Annotated in this window: 20 protein-coding genes; 16 read left to right on the top strand and 4 right to left on the bottom strand. The window is 57.7% G+C overall.

Features of this window, described 5'->3' with window-relative positions:
* The first annotated feature begins 62 nt into the window (after window positions 1-62).
* The 13 genes from cysE to der all read left to right on the top strand — a co-directional run bounded on the left by cysE (window position 63) and on the right by der (window position 12,264).
* Window positions 63-845, top strand: a complete 783-nt coding sequence (gene cysE / locus M3A44_14380; protein MEQ6342793.1) for a serine O-acetyltransferase — start codon at window positions 63-65, stop codon at window positions 843-845.
* A 77-nt stretch (window positions 846-922) separates the two neighbouring features.
* The gene (gene iscR, locus M3A44_14375; protein MEQ6342792.1) at window positions 923-1,396 is read left to right on the top strand and encodes a Fe-S cluster assembly transcriptional regulator IscR; all 474 of its coding nucleotides are present in this window, start codon (window positions 923-925) and stop codon (window positions 1,394-1,396) included.
* A gap of 40 nt (window positions 1,397-1,436) precedes the next feature.
* Window positions 1,437-2,594, top strand: coding sequence for a cysteine desulfurase (locus M3A44_14370; GenBank protein MEQ6342791.1), 1,158 nt, complete (start codon window positions 1,437-1,439; stop codon window positions 2,592-2,594).
* Between the two features lie 14 nt (window positions 2,595-2,608).
* Window positions 2,609-2,932, top strand: a complete 324-nt coding sequence (gene iscA / locus M3A44_14365; protein ID MEQ6342790.1) for an iron-sulfur cluster assembly protein IscA — start codon at window positions 2,609-2,611, stop codon at window positions 2,930-2,932.
* Window positions 2,933-3,066: 134 nt separating this feature from the next.
* Window positions 3,067-3,498, top strand: coding sequence for a nucleoside-diphosphate kinase (gene ndk / locus M3A44_14360; protein ID MEQ6342789.1), 432 nt, complete (start codon window positions 3,067-3,069; stop codon window positions 3,496-3,498).
* A gap of 27 nt (window positions 3,499-3,525) precedes the next feature.
* Window positions 3,526-4,635, top strand: a complete 1,110-nt coding sequence (rlmN, locus tag M3A44_14355) for a 23S rRNA (adenine(2503)-C(2))-methyltransferase RlmN (GenBank protein MEQ6342788.1) — start codon at window positions 3,526-3,528, stop codon at window positions 4,633-4,635.
* Complete coding sequence (pilW, locus tag M3A44_14350) at window positions 4,636-5,385, top strand: type IV pilus biogenesis/stability protein PilW (protein ID MEQ6342787.1); 750 nt, start codon at window positions 4,636-4,638, stop codon at window positions 5,383-5,385.
* Window positions 5,382-6,359, top strand: a complete 978-nt coding sequence (locus M3A44_14345) for a DUF4115 domain-containing protein (protein MEQ6342786.1) — start codon at window positions 5,382-5,384, stop codon at window positions 6,357-6,359. The genes pilW and M3A44_14345 overlap by 4 nt, the downstream gene beginning before the upstream one ends.
* Window position 6,360: 1 nt before the next feature.
* Window positions 6,361-7,452, top strand: a complete 1,092-nt coding sequence (gene ispG, locus M3A44_14340) for a flavodoxin-dependent (E)-4-hydroxy-3-methylbut-2-enyl-diphosphate synthase (GenBank protein ID MEQ6342785.1) — start codon at window positions 6,361-6,363, stop codon at window positions 7,450-7,452.
* Window positions 7,453-7,515: 63 nt separating this feature from the next.
* A complete protein-coding gene (hisS, locus tag M3A44_14335; GenBank protein MEQ6342784.1) occupies window positions 7,516-8,787 on the top strand; it encodes a histidine--tRNA ligase in 1,272 nt (423 codons plus the stop codon).
* 58 nt (window positions 8,788-8,845) lie between these two features.
* The gene (locus M3A44_14330; GenBank protein ID MEQ6342783.1) at window positions 8,846-9,478 is read left to right on the top strand and encodes a tetratricopeptide repeat protein; all 633 of its coding nucleotides are present in this window, start codon (window positions 8,846-8,848) and stop codon (window positions 9,476-9,478) included.
* Complete coding sequence (bamB, locus tag M3A44_14325; protein MEQ6342782.1) at window positions 9,459-10,754, top strand: outer membrane protein assembly factor BamB; 1,296 nt, start codon at window positions 9,459-9,461, stop codon at window positions 10,752-10,754. Before M3A44_14330 ends, bamB begins: the two co-directional genes overlap by 20 nt.
* 124 nt (window positions 10,755-10,878) lie before the next feature.
* Window positions 10,879-12,264, top strand: coding sequence for a ribosome biogenesis GTPase Der (gene der / locus M3A44_14320; protein MEQ6342781.1), 1,386 nt, complete (start codon window positions 10,879-10,881; stop codon window positions 12,262-12,264).
* Window positions 12,265-12,298: 34 nt separating this feature from the next.
* On the opposite strand, the gene folE2 is transcribed toward der, so the two are convergent.
* The 4 genes from folE2 to M3A44_14300 form a co-directional block, all read right to left on the bottom strand.
* The gene (gene folE2, locus M3A44_14315; protein ID MEQ6342780.1) at window positions 12,299-13,114 is read right to left on the bottom strand and encodes a GTP cyclohydrolase FolE2; all 816 of its coding nucleotides are present in this window, start codon (window positions 13,112-13,114) and stop codon (window positions 12,299-12,301) included.
* 14 nt (window positions 13,115-13,128) lie between these two features.
* Window positions 13,129-13,509, bottom strand: coding sequence for a 6-carboxytetrahydropterin synthase QueD (gene queD, locus M3A44_14310; GenBank protein ID MEQ6342779.1), 381 nt, complete (start codon window positions 13,507-13,509; stop codon window positions 13,129-13,131).
* 18 nt (window positions 13,510-13,527) lie between these two features.
* Complete coding sequence (gene dxs, locus M3A44_14305) at window positions 13,528-15,426, bottom strand: 1-deoxy-D-xylulose-5-phosphate synthase (GenBank protein MEQ6342778.1); 1,899 nt, start codon at window positions 15,424-15,426, stop codon at window positions 13,528-13,530.
* Between the two features lie 90 nt (window positions 15,427-15,516).
* Window positions 15,517-16,623 carry a hypothetical protein gene (locus M3A44_14300; GenBank protein MEQ6342777.1) on the bottom strand — a complete coding sequence of 369 codons (1,107 nt, stop codon included), beginning with the start codon at window positions 16,621-16,623 and terminating at the stop codon, window positions 15,517-15,519.
* A gap of 349 nt (window positions 16,624-16,972) precedes the next feature.
* Here M3A44_14300 and M3A44_14295 point away from each other — a divergent pair, with 349 nt between their 5' ends.
* The 3 genes from M3A44_14295 to rpsG all read left to right on the top strand — a co-directional run bounded on the left by M3A44_14295 (window position 16,973) and on the right by rpsG (window position 19,022).
* Window positions 16,973-17,848, top strand: coding sequence for a DMT family transporter (locus M3A44_14295; protein MEQ6342776.1), 876 nt, complete (start codon window positions 16,973-16,975; stop codon window positions 17,846-17,848).
* Window positions 17,849-18,118: 270 nt separating this feature from the next.
* The gene (gene rpsL, locus M3A44_14290; protein MEQ6342775.1) at window positions 18,119-18,493 is read left to right on the top strand and encodes a 30S ribosomal protein S12; all 375 of its coding nucleotides are present in this window, start codon (window positions 18,119-18,121) and stop codon (window positions 18,491-18,493) included.
* Between the two features lie 58 nt (window positions 18,494-18,551).
* Window positions 18,552-19,022 (top strand): 30S ribosomal protein S7, encoded by a 471-nt coding sequence (gene rpsG / locus M3A44_14285; GenBank protein ID MEQ6342774.1) that lies wholly within the window; start codon window positions 18,552-18,554, stop codon window positions 19,020-19,022.
* The last annotated feature ends 48 nt before the right edge of the window (window positions 19,023-19,070 follow it).

The following is a 19,070-nucleotide window of genomic DNA, read 5'->3' as shown; positions in this document are numbered from 1 at the left end:
TTATTCCATAGTATTATACTCTGGTATTTAACCTTAAATATTTTATGGTATTCTAGGCGACAATGTTTGATCATTTACGTGAAGATATCCGCTGCGTTTTCGACCGTGATCCGGCGGCGCGCACCACGTTTGAGGTGCTGACCACCTATGCGGGCGTGCATGCGGTGCTGTTTCACCGTCTCAATCATGCCCTGTGGGGCGCTAATCTCAAGTGGCTGGCGCGGTTTCTTTCGATGCTCGCGCGCTGGCTGACGGGGGTCGAGATCCATCCGGGCGCGAAGATCGGCCGGCGCTTCTTTATTGATCACGGCATGGGTGTGGTGATCGGCGAGACGGCAGAGATTGGCGATGACTGCACGCTGTATCACGGCGTTACCCTGGGGGGCACAAGCTGGAAGGCGGGCAAGCGCCATCCCACGCTGGGCAACGATGTGGTGGTCGGGGCGGGCGCCAAGGTGCTGGGGCCGATCACCATCGGCGACGGCGGGCGTGTCGGCTCCAACGCCGTGGTGGTGAAGGATGTTCCGCCCGGTGCGACGGTGGTCGGCATCCCGGGGCGGATAGTGCGCGCCAAGGACAAGGTGGAATCAGACCAGCGGCGGCGCGCCTTTGCGGAAAAAATTGGTTTCGATGCCTACGGCACGACGCAGGATATGCCTGACCCTGTGGTGAACGCGGTCAATGCCATGCTTGATCATATCCATGCCCTGGACGGGAGGGTGGAGCAGATGACCCAGGAGATCAGAAGGTTGGGCGGCAATGTGGAAGGTGCCGCTCTGCCTGGTCTTGAGCAGTTTGAGGTCAATGAACCGGCAAGCGATGAGCGTGCCACGGGAGATAGTTGACTATTTTTATCAACTAAGTATAATGATTTTTGTGGTTATTTTCCCCTCCAAATACTAAGGCTACCAGGAAGACGCAGATGAGATTAACAACAAAGGGTCGTTATGCAGTCACCGCCATGCTCGACCTGGCGGTTCATGCCGTGAATTCTCCCGTGCCATTAGCCGACATTTCGCAGCGCCAGGGTATATCCCTGTCCTATCTTGAACAGCTTTTCGCCCGATTGCGCAAGGAAGGCTTGGTAGACAGCGCCCGTGGCCCAGGCGGCGGTTACAAGCTAAGCCGTTCTGCGGCTGAGATTAGCGTGGTGCAGGTGATAAGCGCGATTGATGAGACGGTCGAAGCGACCCGCTGCGGCGGCCTGGCCAACTGCCAGGACGGCGAGCCTTGCCTGACGCACGAGCTGTGGACCGACCTGAGCCGCCAGATCTATGACTTTTTGAGCGGTATCAATCTTGCCCAACTGGTGGAGCGCCGCGAGGTTAAAGAGGTCGTGGTGCGCCAGGATCTGTTGCAGCGCGGGCGCGTTGCGGGTGGCGCGCTAGCAAGCTGATCTTGTTGGCCTTGATGGCGCACGTTGGCGGGATCGGTTAGTGGCCGTTTATCTTGACCATAATGCGACCACGCCACTGGATCCGCGGGTGCTGGAGGCCATGATGCCCTATCTGCGGGATCATCATGGCAATGCGTCCAGTGTTCACTCGTATGGCAGGTTGGCACGCAACGCCGTCGATCAGGCGCGTGAGCAGGTCGCTGCTCTGGTTAATGCCCAGTCGGCGCAAGTGGTATTCACCGGCTGCGGCACAGAGGCCAATAATCTTGCGCTCAAGGGCGTGGCGGCACGGTTGGCGGCGGGACGTGTCGCGGTGAGTGCCGTTGAGCACGCCTCGTTGCTGGGCCCGGCGTGCGCACTGGAGCGGCAGGGCTGGATCATTGACACCATCGCGGTGGACGATCAGTGCCGGATATCATTGGCGTCATTGTCCGAGGTGCTTGAAGACGCATCGTCTGATGTGATAAAAGCCGCGCCGCAAATCGTTTCGGTAATGATGGCGAATAACGAAACCGGCGTGATTCAGGATATACCCGCCATCAGCGCGCAAGCGCGCCGCGTTGGCGCCATCATGCATACCGATGCCGTGCAGGCCGCAGGCAAGATCCCGGTTGATTTTCCTGCCAGCGGCGCCCATCTTATGAGTCTCTCCGCGCACAAACTATATGGCCCTAAAGGCGTCGGCGCGCTGATCGTCGACAAGACCCTGGAATTGGAGCCTTTGCTGCATGGCGGAGGGCATGAGATGGGGCGGCGCGGCGGCACCGAAAATGTCGCCGGAATTGTAGGATTTGGCGCAGCGGCGGAGCTGGCGCTCAACGAGTTGGCAGTGCGTAGTGCTCATCTGTACAGGTTGCGGGATTTGCTTGAGGCTGGCTTGCGTGAACTGCCCGGTGTGGTGATCTTCGCCGAACGCGTCGAGCGCTTGCCTAATACGGTGCTGATCGGTGTTCCGGGTATTGATGGTGAGGCGCTATTGATGAACCTCGACCGCAAAGGCATCGCTGTTTCCAGTGGCTCGGCCTGCGCCAGCGGCAGTGGTGAACCCAGCCATGTGCTGCTTGCGATGGGTGTCGATCCCGACGTGGCGCGCCGCGTGATTCGGGTCAGTCTTGGGCAAGGGAATACCCCGGAGGATGTGTTGCGGTTCACTGCAGTGTTGCGCGAACAGATTGACTATTTGCAGGCCCATACATAGGGGATAAAAGCTATATGAGCATTACATTAACAGCGGCTGCAGCCGAGCATGTGCGGAAATTCCTTGCCAAGCAGGGCAAGGGAGAGGGGTTGCGCCTTGGTGTCAAGACAAACGGCTGCTCGGGATACGCCTATACGGTGGATGTCGCCGAGCGGATTGAGGCGGGCGATAAAGTGTATGAAGATCATGGGGTGAAGATTGTGGTTGATCCCAAGAGCCTGCTTTATCTGGCCGGTATGGAGCTTGACTATGTGAAAGAAGGCTTGAACGCGGAGTTCAAGTTCAACAACCCAAACGTCAAGAATACCTGCGGTTGTGGCGAGAGTTTCAGCGTCTGACGAGACCTCTGGGTGATCCAGTGATTGCTAGTGTCGCATCAACCGATTAAACTAGATAAGATTTTTTCACATACAAGCCCGCGTTTGTTCGCGGGTTTGTCTTTATTACCTAAATCATTGTTGGAGAATTCATAATGGCTGTCGAACGTACCTTATCCATCATCAAGCCCGATGCCGTTGCCAAGAATGTAATCGGTGAAATTTACAGCCGTTTTGAAAAAAACGGGCTGCGTATCGTTGCGGCGAAAATGGCGCAACTGACACGCGCGCAGGCCGAGGCGTTTTACGCCGTGCATAAAGAACGCCCGTTCTTCAAAGATCTGGTGGATTTCATGATCACCGGACCGGTGATGATCCAGGCGCTGGAAGGCGAAGGCGCCATTGCCAAGAACCGTGACCTGATGGGTGCCACCAATCCCAAGAATGCCGCGCCAGGCACCATCCGCGCCGATTTCGCCGATAGCGTGGAGGAGAACGCAGTGCATGGTTCCGACGCGCCGGAGACCGCCGAGCAGGAAATCAGCTTTTTCTTCAAGCCGGAAGATCTGTGTTCGCGCACACGCTAAATAGTTTCGACTTTTCCTGAGCCTGTGATGGAAACGCAACCGAAAACCAATTTGCTGGGATTAGACCGGCAGTCCATGGAAGCCTTCTTCGCCGGTATCGGCGAGAAGGCTTTTCGTGCTACCCAAGTGCTGCAATGGATACACCAAAATGGTGTCGATAATTTCGATGCCATGACCAACATCAGCAAGGATCTGCGCAAACGCTTGCAGGAAATCACCGAGATCAAGCCGCCAGAATTGGTGTTGGAGCAGGCATCGGCGGATGGCACGCGCAAATGGCTGTTGCGCCTGGACAGTGGCAACTGCATCGAGACAGTGTTCATCCCGGAACGTGATCGTGGCACTTTATGCGTGTCTTCGCAGGTAGGCTGCGCGCTGGACTGCACCTTTTGTTCCACTGCACAGCAGGGCTTTAACCGCAATCTCAGTGCTGCCGAGATCATCGGTCAGGTCTGGGTGGCAAATCGTGCTCTGGGCAAGGATCCAAAAGGTGAGCGCATCATCACCAACGTGGTGCTGATGGGTATGGGTGAGCCGTTGTTGAATTTCGACAACGTGGTCAAGGCCATGAATCTGATGATGGACGACTTCTGCTATGGCCTGTCAAAACGCCGCGTCACGTTGAGCACCGCAGGTGTGGTTCCGGCGCTGGACCGGCTGCGTGAAGTGAGCGATGTGGCCCTGGCGGTATCATTGCATGCGCCGAATGACGCGCTACGCAATGAGCTGGTGCCGCTCAACAAGAAATACCCGATCCGCGAGTTGCTCGATGCCTGCAAGCGTTACTTGGCAGGCAAGCCGCACAGCAGAATCACCTTTGAATATGTCATGCTGGACGGTATTAACGATAGCCCGCAACATGCCCGCGAGCTGATTAAGTTGTTACAGGACGTGCCGTCCAAGATCAATCTGATCCCATTCAACCCCTTCCCTGGTACGCGTTATACGCGATCCGGCGATGCGGCGATTATACGTTTCCGCGATATGCTGATAAATGCCGGCTATACGACCATCACGCGCAAAACCCGCGGTGATGATATTGATGCCGCGTGTGGACAATTGGCAGGCAAGGTGATGGATCGCAGCAAGCGGAAAATTAGATTGATGGCGGTTGAACAAGCGCGGGCGGCAGGATAAATGAAGGCATGGTGGTTGTCCGGGTTGCTGGTTCTGTCGCTGGCTGCATGCACTCAGCAGCCGCTGCGCACCGGATCTGGGCAGGGTGATTCCCTTGCCCAGATTTATACCAATCTTGGGCTTACCTATTTACAGCAAGGCAAGCGCGAGTTGGCGCTGGAAAAGCTACAGCGTGCTATCGAGGCTGACCCTGACCTGCCCGCGGCCAACCACTATCTCGCCGAGACTTACCAGCAGCTTGGGCAAGTAGAAGAAGCCGAGCGCTATTATCGGCGCGCGGTAAAGCTGGACCCGGGAAATCCGATGCTGCGCAATAATTTCGGTGCGTTTTTGTGCGGGCATGGAAGTCGCGATGAGGCGGAGCAGCAGTTTCTGCTGGCGGCCAAAAATCCCCGTTATGAAACGCCCGAGCAGGCCTATGAAAATGCGGGCATGTGTGCACAGCGTATCCCCGATGCAGAAAAAGCCGAGCAGAATTTTCGCGCAGCGTTGGGGATTAATTCAAAATTGCCGCGCACGCTCCATCAAATGGCGTCACTGAGCTATGAAAAGCAGCGTTATCTTCCGGCGCGTGCGTATCTGCAACGCTATCTGGAAGTGGCGCAACACACGTCGCAGAGTTTGTGGTTGGGTATTAAAATAGAGCGTGCGCTTGGCGATGATAACGCTGTAGCCAAATATGAGGCGCAGCTTAAAAGTAATTTCCCTGATTCTGAGGAGACCCGGTTGTTGGAAGCGGAGAAGAAATGACAACGGATGTAATACCCGATTTTGAGAAGCGGCCCGAAGAAGCCGCCAGTGTGCCTGGCCCGGTAGCGGATGCCACAGGGCCAGGGCGGCGTTTGCGCGAGGCGCGCGATGCACTCGGTATGAGCCAAGCCGATGTGTGTAGGCAGTTGCATCTTGAGCCCAAGATCGTCACCGCGCTAGAGGCCGACGATTATAAGAAACTGCCGCCGCCCACGTTCGTGAGTGGCTATTTGCGTAACTATGCGCGTTTGGTGAATCTGCCGGTTGAAGTGGTGATGGCCGACTATGAGCGCCTTGGTTTTGTCACGCAGCCGCCAGTGCGTCTGGGCACCACCGCCAATAAAAAACCCGAACACAAAAGTGATAAAGCGGTTCGCATTACCAGCTATCTGATTGCACTGGCCGTGATCGTGGCGCTGGTGGTGTGGTGGCAATATCAAGAAAGTTCGGAGCCGCAACAGCAAATCACCGCACCTGATAGCGCAGAGCTGCTCTCTCCCGAGATGCCGCCTGAACTGCCGGCCCAACCGCTGGTGCCACAGCCTCCCGAGGCAATCAGCCCGTCTGGCGTTGAAGGTGGGTTGCCTGTAGCGCCAGACGCCGCTGGGCAAGTGCTGCCACAGCCGGGTGCTGCACCAGCGACCCCAACCCCATCGCCTCAGTCATCGCTACCCGTGCCAGCACAGCCAACCCCGTCTCCTTCGGCCTCGCTTGATCGCGCCACCGTGCAGTTGCGTTTTGAAAAGGATTCCTGGGTGGAGATCAACGATGCCAACGGAAAGCGCTTGTTTTATGCCATGGGTAAGGCGGGTGAGACAAAGTCTCTGAAAGGCCCCGCACCGTTCGATGTTGTGCTGGGTCACGCGCCGGGGGTGAAGATCGAATATAATGGCGCTCCTTTTGACCAGAAGCCCTACACTCAAGGTGAAGTGGCGACGTTTACTCTCGGCAAACCAGTAGAGGCCACACGCTAACATGCGCCAGGAAAGTCCTATCAAGCGCCGCAAGTCGCGCCAAATCTGGGTGGGCAAGGTTCCTGTCGGGGGCGATGCGCCGATTTCCGTGCAGAGCATGACCAACACCGAGACCTGCGATGTGGCGGCGACCGTGGCGCAGATCCGTGCCTTGCAGCGCGCCGGCGTTGATATCGTGCGGGTGTCGGTACCCTCTATGGATGCCGCCGAGGCGTTTGGCATGATACGCAAAGAAGTGGATGTGCCGCTGATCGCGGATATCCACTTTGATTATAAAATCGCGTTGCGTGTCGCAACACTGGGTGTCGACTGCCTGCGTATCAATCCCGGTAACATCGGCCGCGATGATCGGGTGCGCGCCGTGGTTAATGCCGCTCGCGATAACAATATTCCCATTCGCATCGGAGTGAACGCGGGATCGCTGGAAAAAGACCTGCAAAAGAAATATGGCGAGCCGACGGCGGAGTCGCTGGTGGAATCCGCCATGCGCCATATTGATATTCTGGACAAGCTGGATTTTCAGAATTTCAAGGTCAGTCTCAAGGCCTCCGAAGTATTCATGACGGTGGCCGCGTATCGCATTTTGGCCGGGCAGATCGAACAGCCGCTGCATCTGGGCATCACCGAGGCAGGCGCGTTGCGTGCGGGCACTGTGAAGTCCGCTATCGGCCTGGGAATGCTGCTGATGGACGGCATTGGCGACACCCTGCGCGTGTCGCTGGCGGCGGACCCTGTGGAAGAGGTCAAGGTTGGTTTCGATATCCTCAAGAGCCTGCGCTTGCGCAACAAGGGGATCAATCTGATTGCCTGCCCGTCCTGTTCGCGCCAGGAATTCGATGTGATCGGCACGGTAAACGCCCTCGAAGCGCGCCTGGAAGATATCCTGGAGCCGCTGGATGTCGCCGTTATCGGTTGCGTGGTAAATGGCCCCGGCGAGGCGAAGGTGGCTCATATCGGCCTGGCGGGCGGCTCGCCTAATCTGCTGTACATCAATGGCAAACCGGCGCGCAAGCTCAGCAATGAAGAGCTTGTGGATGAGCTGGAGCGCGAAATCCGCGCAAAGTTGAAAAAAACATCGGAAGAGGTCATGTAGGGGCAGGCCCTGTGCCTGCCCGCCACCTGCGGGCAACCAGGGAGTGCTCCTGCAACACATATCATGGCTAAAACCATCCCAGCAATCCGCGGCATGAACGACATCCTGCCGGACCAATCCGCCTGCTGGCGGTTTGTCGAAGACAGTGCGCGTGCGGTGTTGACCGGTTATGGTTATGGCGAGATTCGTCTGCCGGTGGTGGAAAAGACTGAGCTGTTCGCCCGTACCTTGGGCGAGGTCACCGATATTGTTGAGAAAGAGATGTACACCTTTCTCGACCGTAACGGCGACAGCCTTACCCTGCGCCCGGAAGGCACCGCCAGTTGTACCCGCGCCGCCATCGAGAGCGGCCTGTTGCACAATCAGGTGCAGCGCCTGTGGTACCAGGGGCCGATGTTCCGTCATGAGCGTCCGCAACAGGGGCGTTATCGCCAGTTTCACCAGATCGGCGCCGAAACCTTCGGCATGGCAGGGCCGGACATCGACGCCGAGCTGATACTGGTCACCGCCCGCCTGTGGCGTATGCTGGGCTTGCAGGACGATCTGGTGCTGCATCTTAATTCGCTGGGTACGGCAGACGCGCGCAACGTCTACCGCGCGCAACTGGTGGAGTATTTCTCGGCGCATGTCGAACAGCTCGACGAGGACAGCCGGCGGCGCCTGCACGCCAATCCGCTACGCATCCTGGATAGCAAAAACCCATCGCTGCAAGCCTTGATCGAGGGCGCGCCGCGCTTCCTGGAAATGCTGGATGATGAATCACGTGAGCATTTCGAGAAATTGAAAACGCTGCTCGACGCTGCCGGAGTGCGTTATGTGGTGAATCCGCGCCTGGTGCGTGGACTGGATTATTATGGAAAGACCGTGTTTGAATGGGTCACCGATCGCCTTGGCGCACAAGGCACAGTCTGTGCGGGTGGGCGTTATGATGTGCTGGTTGAGGAACTAGGCGGCAGGCCCACCCCAGCGGCGGGTTTCGCCATGGGTGTCGAGCGCCTCGTCGCCTTACTGATAGACCGCAGTGTAACGCTACCCGCCGCGTTGCCTCATGCCTACCTGGTGGTAAGCGGCGATGCGGCGGAGCGGCAGGGTGTTCTGCTTGCGGAATCGCTACGCGACCGCGTGCCCGCTTTGCGCCTGCAAGTGAACTGCGGCGGTGGCAGCTTCAAGAGCCAGATTAAGAGGGCAGACAAGAGCGGTGCCACGTATGCGCTCCTGCTCGGCGAGGACGAAGCGGCGCGGCGCGAGGTGAGTATCAAGCCCCTGCGCGAAGACCGTCCGCAGCAGAACGTGTCACAGGCGGAATTGGCGGACTATTTGGCGAAGCTATTGTAGGTTAGGCTGCTGGCAGGGTGGGTTTGAAGCCCACCCCTCACATTTAGAGGGTTAGTGCGTGGAAGGCTACGTATCAGAAAACGAACAACTTGAATCTTTCAAGCAATGGTGGAAGAAATACGGCAAATTAGTCACTGCGGGTGTAGTGCTTGGCGTAGCCGCCCTGGCGGGTGGCCAGTGGTGGCGGCATAATCAAACGGTTCAGGCCGAGGCCGCCTCCGCCGAGTATCAGCAGCTGGTGGCTGGACTCACCAAGAATAACGCGCAAGTAGTGCAGGAGCGCGCATCGCGCATCATTAGCCAATATAGCAGCACACCCTATGCCGCGTTCGCCGCTCTAGCGTTGGCCAAGACCAAGCTGGATCAGGGCGACAGTAAGTCCGCGCGCACCCAGTTGCAATGGGTGCTGGATCACAGCGATCAACCCGGCGTGCAGAATATAGCGCGGCTGCGCTTGGCGAGAATCCTGTTCTCCGAGGGGCAGAACGCCCCCGCGCTGGCCACGCTCAATGCCGTCGAGTCTGGCGACTTTGCAACGCAGTACGAGGAATTGAAGGGCGATATCCAGATTGCACTGGGCAAGCCCGCCGAGGCGCGCGCCGCATACACCAAGGCGCTCGCCGCGCTGGAGCCGGGCGCTGCCGAGCGTGCGCAGTTACAGATGAAGCTGGATGATGTTGGAGCCAAATAACGTGCAGGGACGCACTAATCCTGCAGGCGGTCGCTTCCGGCATCCTGCCTTGCGCGACACTAGTGCATCCATGCACGTCGCACGACGCGCGGGAGCGGGGAACATGCCTGTGCGCGGCATAGCGGGCGTCTTGCTGCTGGCTCTCCTTGGAGGAGGTTGCAGCAGCATCATGACACCGGACAGAGAGCCACCACCCAAGCTGACTGTATTGGAGGGGGGGGTGCCGGTGCATGCACTCTGGTCAACCAACTTCGGCGCGAAGCTGGAAGGTCAATACCAGCGTTTCGCTCCCATCGTGGAAGGGGGCAAGCTGTTTGTTGCGGACGGCGAGGGGAGAGTGGCCAGCCTGGACGCTGCCAGCGGCAAGACCTTGTGGGTCGTCGAGACCAAGGCCAAAATCTCGGCGGGATTGGGCAGCGGCGAAGGCTTGCTGCTAGCGGGCACCCGCAATGCCGAAGTGCTGGCCTTGCGCAAGGATGATGCCGCAGTGGCGTGGCGCAGTCCGGTATCCAGCGAAGTGCTGGCCCCGCCGCGCACTGCCGAGGGCATGGTCGTGGCGCGCACGGTGGATGACAAAGTGCTTGCACTGGACGCCAAAAATGGCAACCGCCTGTGGATGCAGGGGCAAACCGTTCCTATCCTGACCTTGCGCGGCACGGGTGCGCCGTTGGTCTCGGGAGACAAGGTCATCGTGGGATTTGCCAACGGCAATCTTGCGGCTTTCAGTCTGGCCGATGGCAAGGCAGTGTGGGAGGTCAGAATCGCCGCGCCCCAAGGACGCTCCGAACTTGAGCAAATGGTGGATGTCGACGCAGATCCAGTCATTATGGATGACGTTGTTTATGCCGTATCTTTTCAGGGTCGGCTCGCTGCCGTGGCGCTGGACACAGGCCGCCTGCTCTGGGCGCGCGATATGTCATCCTTTAACAATATCGCCATGGATAAAGACAAAATCTACGCCACGGACAGCGAAGGCCAGGTATGGGCGCTCGATCGCACCAATGGCGTAGCGCTGTGGAAACAGGACAAGCTGAGTGGCCGCGGGCTAACTGCGCCCGTTATTCACGGTGATTATGTTGTGGCGGGTGACATCGAAGGCTATCTGCACTGGCTGGCGCGTGATGACGGCCACTTTGTGGCGCGTTACAGGGTAAACGATTCGGCCATAACGATTACCCCGGTAGTAGCGGGCGACACCCTCTATGTGCGCGGAAAAAACGGCGCTTTGAGCGCGATAGCTGTGCCCGGCGCTGCTCTCGGTAGTCCCTCTCCTTGAAAAAGAGGGGGTTAGTTTAGCCTCTCGCAAGCTTCCCCCTTTTCAACGTGCAATCCAGAGTTTGGTATACTCCCCTCACTTTCTCTTTACGTCTTACTAACCGGCATCTTCTCCCAAATCTCAAATGAAACCTGTTATCTCCCTGGTAGGCCGTCCCAATGTCGGCAAATCCACGCTATTTAACCGCCTCACTCAGTCGCGTGCTGCGCTGGTGGCCGATCAGCCGGGCCTGACCCGTGACCGCATCTACGGTGCAGGCAGAATCGGTGACCGGCCCTATATCGTTATTGATACCGGCGGCTTGAGCGGTGAGCGGGATGGCATAGACAGCCTGATGGCTGAACAAGCGCGGCTCGCCATGCAAGAGTCGGACATCATCCTGTTCCTCGTCGACGGCCGTGCCGGCATGACGGCAGGGGACGAAGAGATTGCAACGCGGCTGCGCCAGCTTGGCAAGCCGGTGTACCTCGTGCTCAACAAGGCCGAAGGCCTGGAAAGCGCGATTGTCGGCGCTGAGTTCCAGGCGATGGGGCTGGGGCAGCCCTATCCGGTGTCCGCCACCCACGGCGACGGTGTCGGGCGAATGATGGAGGTTGTGCTGTCTACCCTGCCCGTCGAGCTGGAGGAGGCGGTACAGCCCGGCATCAAGATCGCCGTCGCTGGACGACCCAATGTCGGAAAATCCACCCTCGTCAACCGCATACTCGGCGAGGAGCGCGTACTGGCCTTTGACTTGCCCGGCACCACGCGCGATAGCGTCTATATTCCCTTTGAACGCGGCGGGCAAGACTACACGCTGATCGACACCGCAGGCATACGCCGCCGCCACAAAGTGACCGAGGCGATAGAAAAATTCAGCGTAGTGAAAACCTTACAGGCGATTGAAGAGTCTCATGTGGTGATCCTGGTGCTGGACGCTACGGCGAGCATCACCGATCAGGACGCCAGTCTCGCCGGACTTGTTCTCGAGAGCGGCCGGGCGCTGGTGATTGCCGTGAATAAATGGGATGGTCTGGATGCCGAGCGCCGCACCTATCTCAAGCGCGAGTTGGAGCGCAAACTGCCGTTTCTCGACTTCGCCGGCGTTTACTTTATTTCCGCATTGCATGGCACGGGCGTCGACAAGCTGCTCGCCGCCGTGGACAACGCGCATCGCTGCGCCACCCAAAAACTATCCACCCCGCAACTGACGCGCCACCTGGCCGACATCATCGCCCAGCATCAGCCACCGTTGGTGCATGGCCGTCGCATCAAGCTACGTTATGCCCACCAGGGAGGACAAAATCCGCCCGTCATTGTGATTCATGGCAATCAGGTCGACTCCGTGCCCGACACTTACCGGCGCTACCTCTCCAACGCCTTTCGTCTCATCCTCAAGATTGAAGGCACGCCGGTACGCATAGAATTCAAAGGCAGCGAGAATCCTTATCGCGAAAAAAAGAACGTCCTCACCTCGCGCCAGCTCGACAAACGGCGGCGCCTGAAACGGCATATCAAGAAGTTTAAGTGATGGGTGCGCGCGTCATTGACAGGACGCGCCAAACTTACAGTTCCAGGCTTTTATCCCGCTCAATCAGCGCGTACGCCGAGTGATTGTGGATTGATTCGAAGTTCTCCGATTCCACGACATAGGCCGTGATGCGTGGATCGTCATTCAAGCGCGCGGCAACGTCGCGCACCATATCTTCGACGAATTTGGGATTTTCATAGGCGCGTTCGGTGACGTATTTTTCGTCCGGGCGCTTAAGGATGCCGTAGAGTTCGCAGGAGGCCTCTTTCTCTACGATGTCGATAACCTCCTCAATCCACACAAACCCCTCGGTGCGTACATTTACGGTGACGTGAGAGCGCTGGTTATGGGCGCCGTATTTGGAGATTTCCTTGGAGCAAGGGCACAAGCTGGTGACTGGCACAACAACTTTGATGGATGTGGTGGACTTTCCGCCAGTGATCTCGCCGATCAATGTGACGTTATAATCCATGAGGCTTCTCACGCCGGATACCGGCGCGGTTTTATTGACGAAATACGGGAATGTCATTTCGATATGCCCGGATTCGGCAGCGAGCAGCGTCGCCATTTCGGATAACATGTCCTTGAAGGACGCCACGCTGATTTCGCGTTCATGGTGATTAAGAATCTCCACGAAGCGTGACATATGCGTACCCTTGAAGTTGTGCGGTAGTCTCACGTACATGTTGAAAGTGGCGATGGTGTGCTGCTCACCGTCGCTGCGATCTTTGACGCGCACCGGATGCCGGATGTCCTTGACCCCGACCTTGTCGATAGCGATCCGCCGCGTATCCAGGCTGCCCTGGACATCGGCGATGCCAGCCGCCGGCTGGTTGATGTTTTGTTTCATGGTGCTCATGGTGGTTATTCCTCGGTGTAGCGCACGCATGCGCGCTCGGTTTCCCACAGGGTGACCGCGCTTACTTTCAAAACGCAGGAATTCAGCGTGTTAGACAATTCTTTGTAAAAATAGCTCGCGATGTTCTCGGCGGTCGGATTGATTTTGTCAAACGGCGGGATGTCGTTCAGGTAGTAGTGATCCAGGCGTCCCGCCAGTTCGCGCGCCGCATTCTTGATGACCTTGAAATCAAGACCCATGCCGACCTCATCCAGCGCGGTGGCGCACACCTCGACTTCGAGTTTCCAGTTATGGCCGTGCATACGGCTGCACGCACCGGGATAATCCCGCAAGGTGTGGGCAGCGGCGAAATCAGTCACGACTTTAAGGGTGTAGCGGGGGCTCATAAAATAAACTTGACTGATTTAGTAGGAATTTAACCGGATTGGGGCGGTTTGGCAAGCCCCCTCTCCGAAATGACGGGTAACGGTGCGAATAATTCCATTGGAATCAAGGCCGCACTCGGCCAGCAATTGCTCCCTGGCGCCCTGCTCGATAAAGCTGTCAGGCAAGCCGAGATTGACTATGGAGCATTGGACGCCGTGTGTCGCCAGGCATTCGTTGACGGCGCTGCCCGCCCCGCCCATCACGGCATTTTCTTCTATGGTGATAAGCAGTTCGTGCTCGCTGGCGAGCCGTAGCACCATGTCCTCGTCCAGTGGTTTCACGAAGCGCATGTTGGCGACAGTTGCATTAATCTGTCCGGCGGCATCAAGGGAGGCCGTGACCATGCTGCCGAAGGCAAGAATGGCGACCTTGTGCCCTTGGCGGCGCAGCTCCGCCTTGCCAATGGGTAGCGCGGACATCTTTTTCTGGATGGCAACACCCGGCCCCGACCCGCGCGGGTAACGCACCGCCGCAGGGCCGTTATGCTGAAAGCCGGTGTAGAGCATCTGGCGGCACTCGTTTTCGTCGGCGGGCGCCATAATGATCATGTTCGGTATGCAGCGCAGAAAGCTCAGATCGAAGCTGCCGGCATGGGTAGGCCCATCGGGGCCGACCAGGCCGCCCCGGTCGATGGCGAACAATACCGGCAGGTTTTGTATGGCGACATCGTGGATCAATTGGTCATAGGCGCGCTGCAAAAACGTCGAATAAATGGCCAGCACCGGCTTCATGCCGTCGCATGCCAGGCCAGCGGCGAGGGTGACGCTATGCTGCTCGGCAATGGCGACATCGAAATAGCGCGTCGGATAACGCTGGGAGAACTCCACCAGGCCTGACCCTTCGCGCATTGCCGGAGTGATGCCGACCAGACGCTCATCAAGCGCTGCCATGTCACACAGCCATTCACCGAACACCTGGGTGTAGGTCAGGCCGCCGCTGGTGGCGAGCATTTCACCCGTTTCCGGCTCGAAAGGCGGTACGCCATGGTAGGCGCATGGATTTTCTTCCGCAGGCGTGTATCCCTTGCCTTTTTTAGTGACAACGTGAAGGAACTGCGGCCCTTTCAGGGAGCGCAGGTTGGTGAGCGTCTTGACCAGGGTGGGGAGGTCATGGCCGTCGATGGGGCCTATGTAGTTGAAGCCCATTTCCTCGAACAGCGTGCCGGGCACAATCATGCCCTTCACATGTTCTTCCGCGCGGCGCGCCAGCTCCCACACGGGGGGCATCACGCCCAACACCTTTTTACTGCCCTCGCGCACCGTTGAATAAAGCTTGCCGGACAGTACCCGTGCTAGATAATGCGACAATCCCCCCACGTTAGGCGAGATCGACATATCGTTGTCGTTGAGGATTACCAGCAAGTCAGGGCTGATATCACCCGCGTGGTTCAGCGCCTCGAAGGCCATGCCTGCGGTCAGCGCGCCGTCGCCAATGATTGCCACCGCCTTGCGGTCGATGCCCTGCTGGCGCGCCGCCAGGGCCATGCCGAGCGCGGCACTGATCGACGTGCTGGAATGTCCTACACCGAAGGTGTCGTAAGGGCTTTCGCCACGCTTGGGAAAGCCCGCCAGACCGTCTTTCTTGCGAAGCGTAGCCATCTGCTCGCGGCGGCCGGTGAGGATCTTGTGAGGATAGGTCTGGTGGCCAACGTCCCAGACCAGTCGGTCTTCGGGGGTGTTGAAGACATAATGCAGTGCAATAGTCAGCTCCACCGTGCCCAGGCCTGCGGACAAATGCCCGCCGGTACGGCTCAGCGTCTGGATCAAAAAGCCGCGCAACTCTCCCGCCAGCGGGACGAGCTGTGACTCAGGGAGTCTGCGCAAGTCCTCCGGGGAGTTTATTGTCTTCAGCAGCGGGCAATGGTTTTGATCGGGCATCTTGCGGGCGGCCGGTTAGGTAAAAGTAAACTATGCATTATCTTAGGCTGCATGCGGGGTTGCAAGGAATATCGTGTTGTCCGGCGGGGATTAAGGTGCCGGTAGGGGGTGGCCTAATTGCCCGCCTTTGCCCTGCACGGCCATTTCCACTGTATCGAGCGCTCGGTTGGCATCCATGCCGCCCACTAAATAGATGGCATTTTTATGTATCGCCACAGCAGCGGCGCTTCTCGCAGCCTTCATCTGCGAAGTAAATAACCAGTCACCCACCTGGCCGTTCGCGTCAATCGGGGCGAATTCCACACTGTCCAGCCGGAATTGCCCATCATGTCCGCCCATCATATAAATATAGTCGTTCATCGCAAATGCGGTGGCGATGAAGCGCGGTGTTTGCAGTGAGGTTGGCTCGATGCGCCAGGTCTGGAGCGCCCCGTCACTGCCGATAGAGGCCATCTCCACGTCGCCATAGCTGACTTTCTGGGGGTCCCTGACATGTCCGCCCAGCAAATAGATCTTGTCGCCGAGAATGGCGGCGGAGTGGATGTAGCGGTCAATCACCGATTCTTCCTTCTCCAGTTGCCAACCGCTGAGTGTGCCGTCCGGATTGATTTCGGCACGTTCCACGGATTTGAGGAAGATACCGTTGTAACCGCCGATGGCATAGATTCGGTTCTTGTATGTGACAGTCTTCAGGCCGCGTCGTGGCGTGGTGAGATAATTTTCGAGTTGCCACGGCCCCAGGCTGCCATCGGGATTGATGCGCGCCTTTTCCACTGAGGCGATGGGCTGATTGTCGTCCCCGCGCGGGCCAGTCGCGCCGCCGAGCGCGTAGAGGTAGCCGTTCAATGTAACGGCGGCGAGATAGAAGCGCCCTTCTAGCAGGTTGGAGGTGGTTTGCCATTCGCCCAGCGTGCCGTCGGCATTGATGCGGGTAAATTCGACCTCTTTGACGTACTCGTCATTGTCATTGATGCCGCCCACCACATATAGATAATCACCCGCCACCGCCGCTGCCAGTGCGCGCCTCGGCAAATGAAAGTTGTTGACCGGCTTCCAGCCGCTGACCCAGCCCGGATCGTTCTGTGGCGTGGCACTGCTATTGAACAGCAGGAACATGAGTACGGCGATGAGCAGCGCACCGATGCTTGGCAGCAGCAGTGAAGTGTTCTTGCTTGAAGTGGGCGGCTTGTCCTGCATGCGGGTAGTGTATCCTAAAGGTTCAGAATGCTTCATCTGGTTGACAGGATGGTCGATCGGCAAAACCTTTTGACGCTGCGGTCAACCAAGGCCTATACTTTGCGCATGAACTTTACCCGCATCACCCAGATATTCCGCTTGAATAAGCTCACGCTGTGGCGACTGCTGCTGTCCGTCCGCTGTGGCCCGTGTGTTTCCGTCTGATTCCCTAAAATAACGAACAGCAAGCATGGCCGCGGATCTTCCCGCAGTCGTGTCTTCCGTTTTCGCTGCAAGATCCGCCGCCCAACATTAAGGATCTTGTGTGGCGCCCCCATCATTACACTCAATAAATAACAGGCGTGCCGTATTGGGCGCTGTTTACGCCCTTCTCGCCGCCGTTGGTTTTTCCGGCAAGGCGATATTGGTCAAGCTGGCCTACGGTTATTCCGTCGATGCCGTCACCTTGCTGGCATTGCGCATGTTGTTTTCCCTGCCGTTTTTTATCGCAATCGCCGTGTGGTCGGCGCGCAATGCCGGTGCCGTTAACCTTACGGCCCGGGACTGGCTGTCTGTCGTGTCGCTTGGGCTGTTGGGCTACTACCTGTCCAGCCTGCTCGATTTTTTGGGCCTTGCCTACATTCCGGCCAGCCTGGAACGCCTGATTCTGTTTCTTTATCCGACGATGGTTGTAATATTGTCGGCGCTGTTCCTGGCGCGGCGCATTACCGGCGGTGTAGTCGTTGCGCTGGCTCTCAGTTACGTCGGCATTGCGCTGGTGTTTGCAAGCGATGCCAGCCTGGGCCAGCGGAATGTCGTAATCGGGGCAAGTCTCGTTTTTGCCAGCACCTTGACCTATGCCATATATCTGGTCGGTAGTGGTCAAGTGATCGCCAAGCTTGGTCCGGCGCGCTTTACCGGCTATGCGTTGACGGTCTCCTGTGCTGCCGTCGTCCTGCACTTTGGAATGGTGAACGCGCCAGCGGCGCTGATTCAACCACTGCCGGTATATGGAATGGCGCTTGCCATGGCGCTATTTTCAACGGTATTGCCCGCGCTGCTGCTCGCCGAAGGTATGCGCAGGATTGGCGCGGACAAGACATCCATAATCGGCTCAATAGGCCCCGTCGCCACCATTTTTCTGGCTTATCTGTTTTTGGGTGAGTCTTTGTCGGTCATTCAGATGGCAGGAGCGGCGCTGGTACTGGCAGGAGTGCTGTTTATTAGTCTGCGCAAGAATAGCTAGAGAATGGCGCAGGCGAGAGATTTTAGAGGGAAGCCCCCGGCTTTTAGGCCGTCCCGCTCAGGATTTTGCGTATAAGCATGGTTTTGTCATGGAATCTTGCTTGACATATGGGCGTCGACTCCCTAAAATCTCCGCTTCTTTGATGGGCCGTTGCAGAACCTCCGGGCTGTCGTTGTAAATTCTTGGGCATTCCGCGTTAGTTGTCGCCGTTTTTAAGTGGCGCGTAGGGATGTTCGTTTGTGTCTGTTTTGTGCGGGAGTTAGTAAGCTAATGGCAACAGTTAATCAGTTGGTGCGCAAACCTCGGGTGCAGCAAAAGGTCAAAAGCAATGTGCCTGCGCTGGGTGAAAGCCCGCAAAAGCGCGGTGTATGCACGCGTGTTTACACAACCACGCCTAAGAAGCCGAATTCCGCGATGCGCAAAGTGGCGCGTGTCCGTCTCACCAATGGCATGGAGGTGAGCAGCTACATCGGCGGGGAAGGTCACAACCTGCAAGAGCACTCCGTGGTTCTGATCCGTGGCGGTCGCGTGAAGGATCTGCCAGGTGTTCGCTACCATACGGTGCGCGGCAGTCTTGACACCTCCGGTGTAAGTGCCCGCCGTCAGGGCCGTTCCAAATATGGGGCGAAGCGTCCCAAGTCGTAATCTTTGCGGGCTGGAAGATTAATTTTCGTAAACACCAGAATCGAATGCAGGTGAAGCGATGTCGAGAAGAAAAGTAGCTGTCAAGCGGGTTGTAATCGCTGATCCAAAGTACGGAAGCGAAACGCTGGCCAAGTTTATTAACGTGATCATGGAAAGCGGCAAGAAGTCTGTCGCCGAGAAGATTGTTTATGGCGCGCTTGATCAGTTGGCCAAAAAAGGCCGTGGCGATGCGCTGGACGTATTCAGTCAGGCACTCGATAATGTCCGCCCGCTGGTCGAAGTGAAGTCCCGCCGTGTAGGCGGTGCCACCTACCAGGTTCCGGTTGAGGTGCGCCCCTTGCGTCGCAATGCTTTGGCGATGCGCTGGCTGGTGGATTCTGCGCGGAAGCGCGGCGAAAAATCCATGGGCTTGCGTTTGGCTGCTGAAATCATGGATGCCTACGAGAGTCGCGGCACCGCAGTGAAGAAGCGCGAAGATACGCACCGCATGGCGGAAGCTAATAAGGCATTCGCGCATTACCGTTGGTAAGCATGAAAGGTTTCATTTGTTTGATGGCTGTATAATTGAAGGATTGTT

It is taken from the genome of Gammaproteobacteria bacterium, assembly GCA_040183005.1.
Taxonomy (GTDB): domain Bacteria; phylum Pseudomonadota; class Gammaproteobacteria.
The sequence above is the reverse complement of the archived record's forward strand: the minus strand, read 5'-3'. Positions and strand labels throughout refer to the sequence as shown.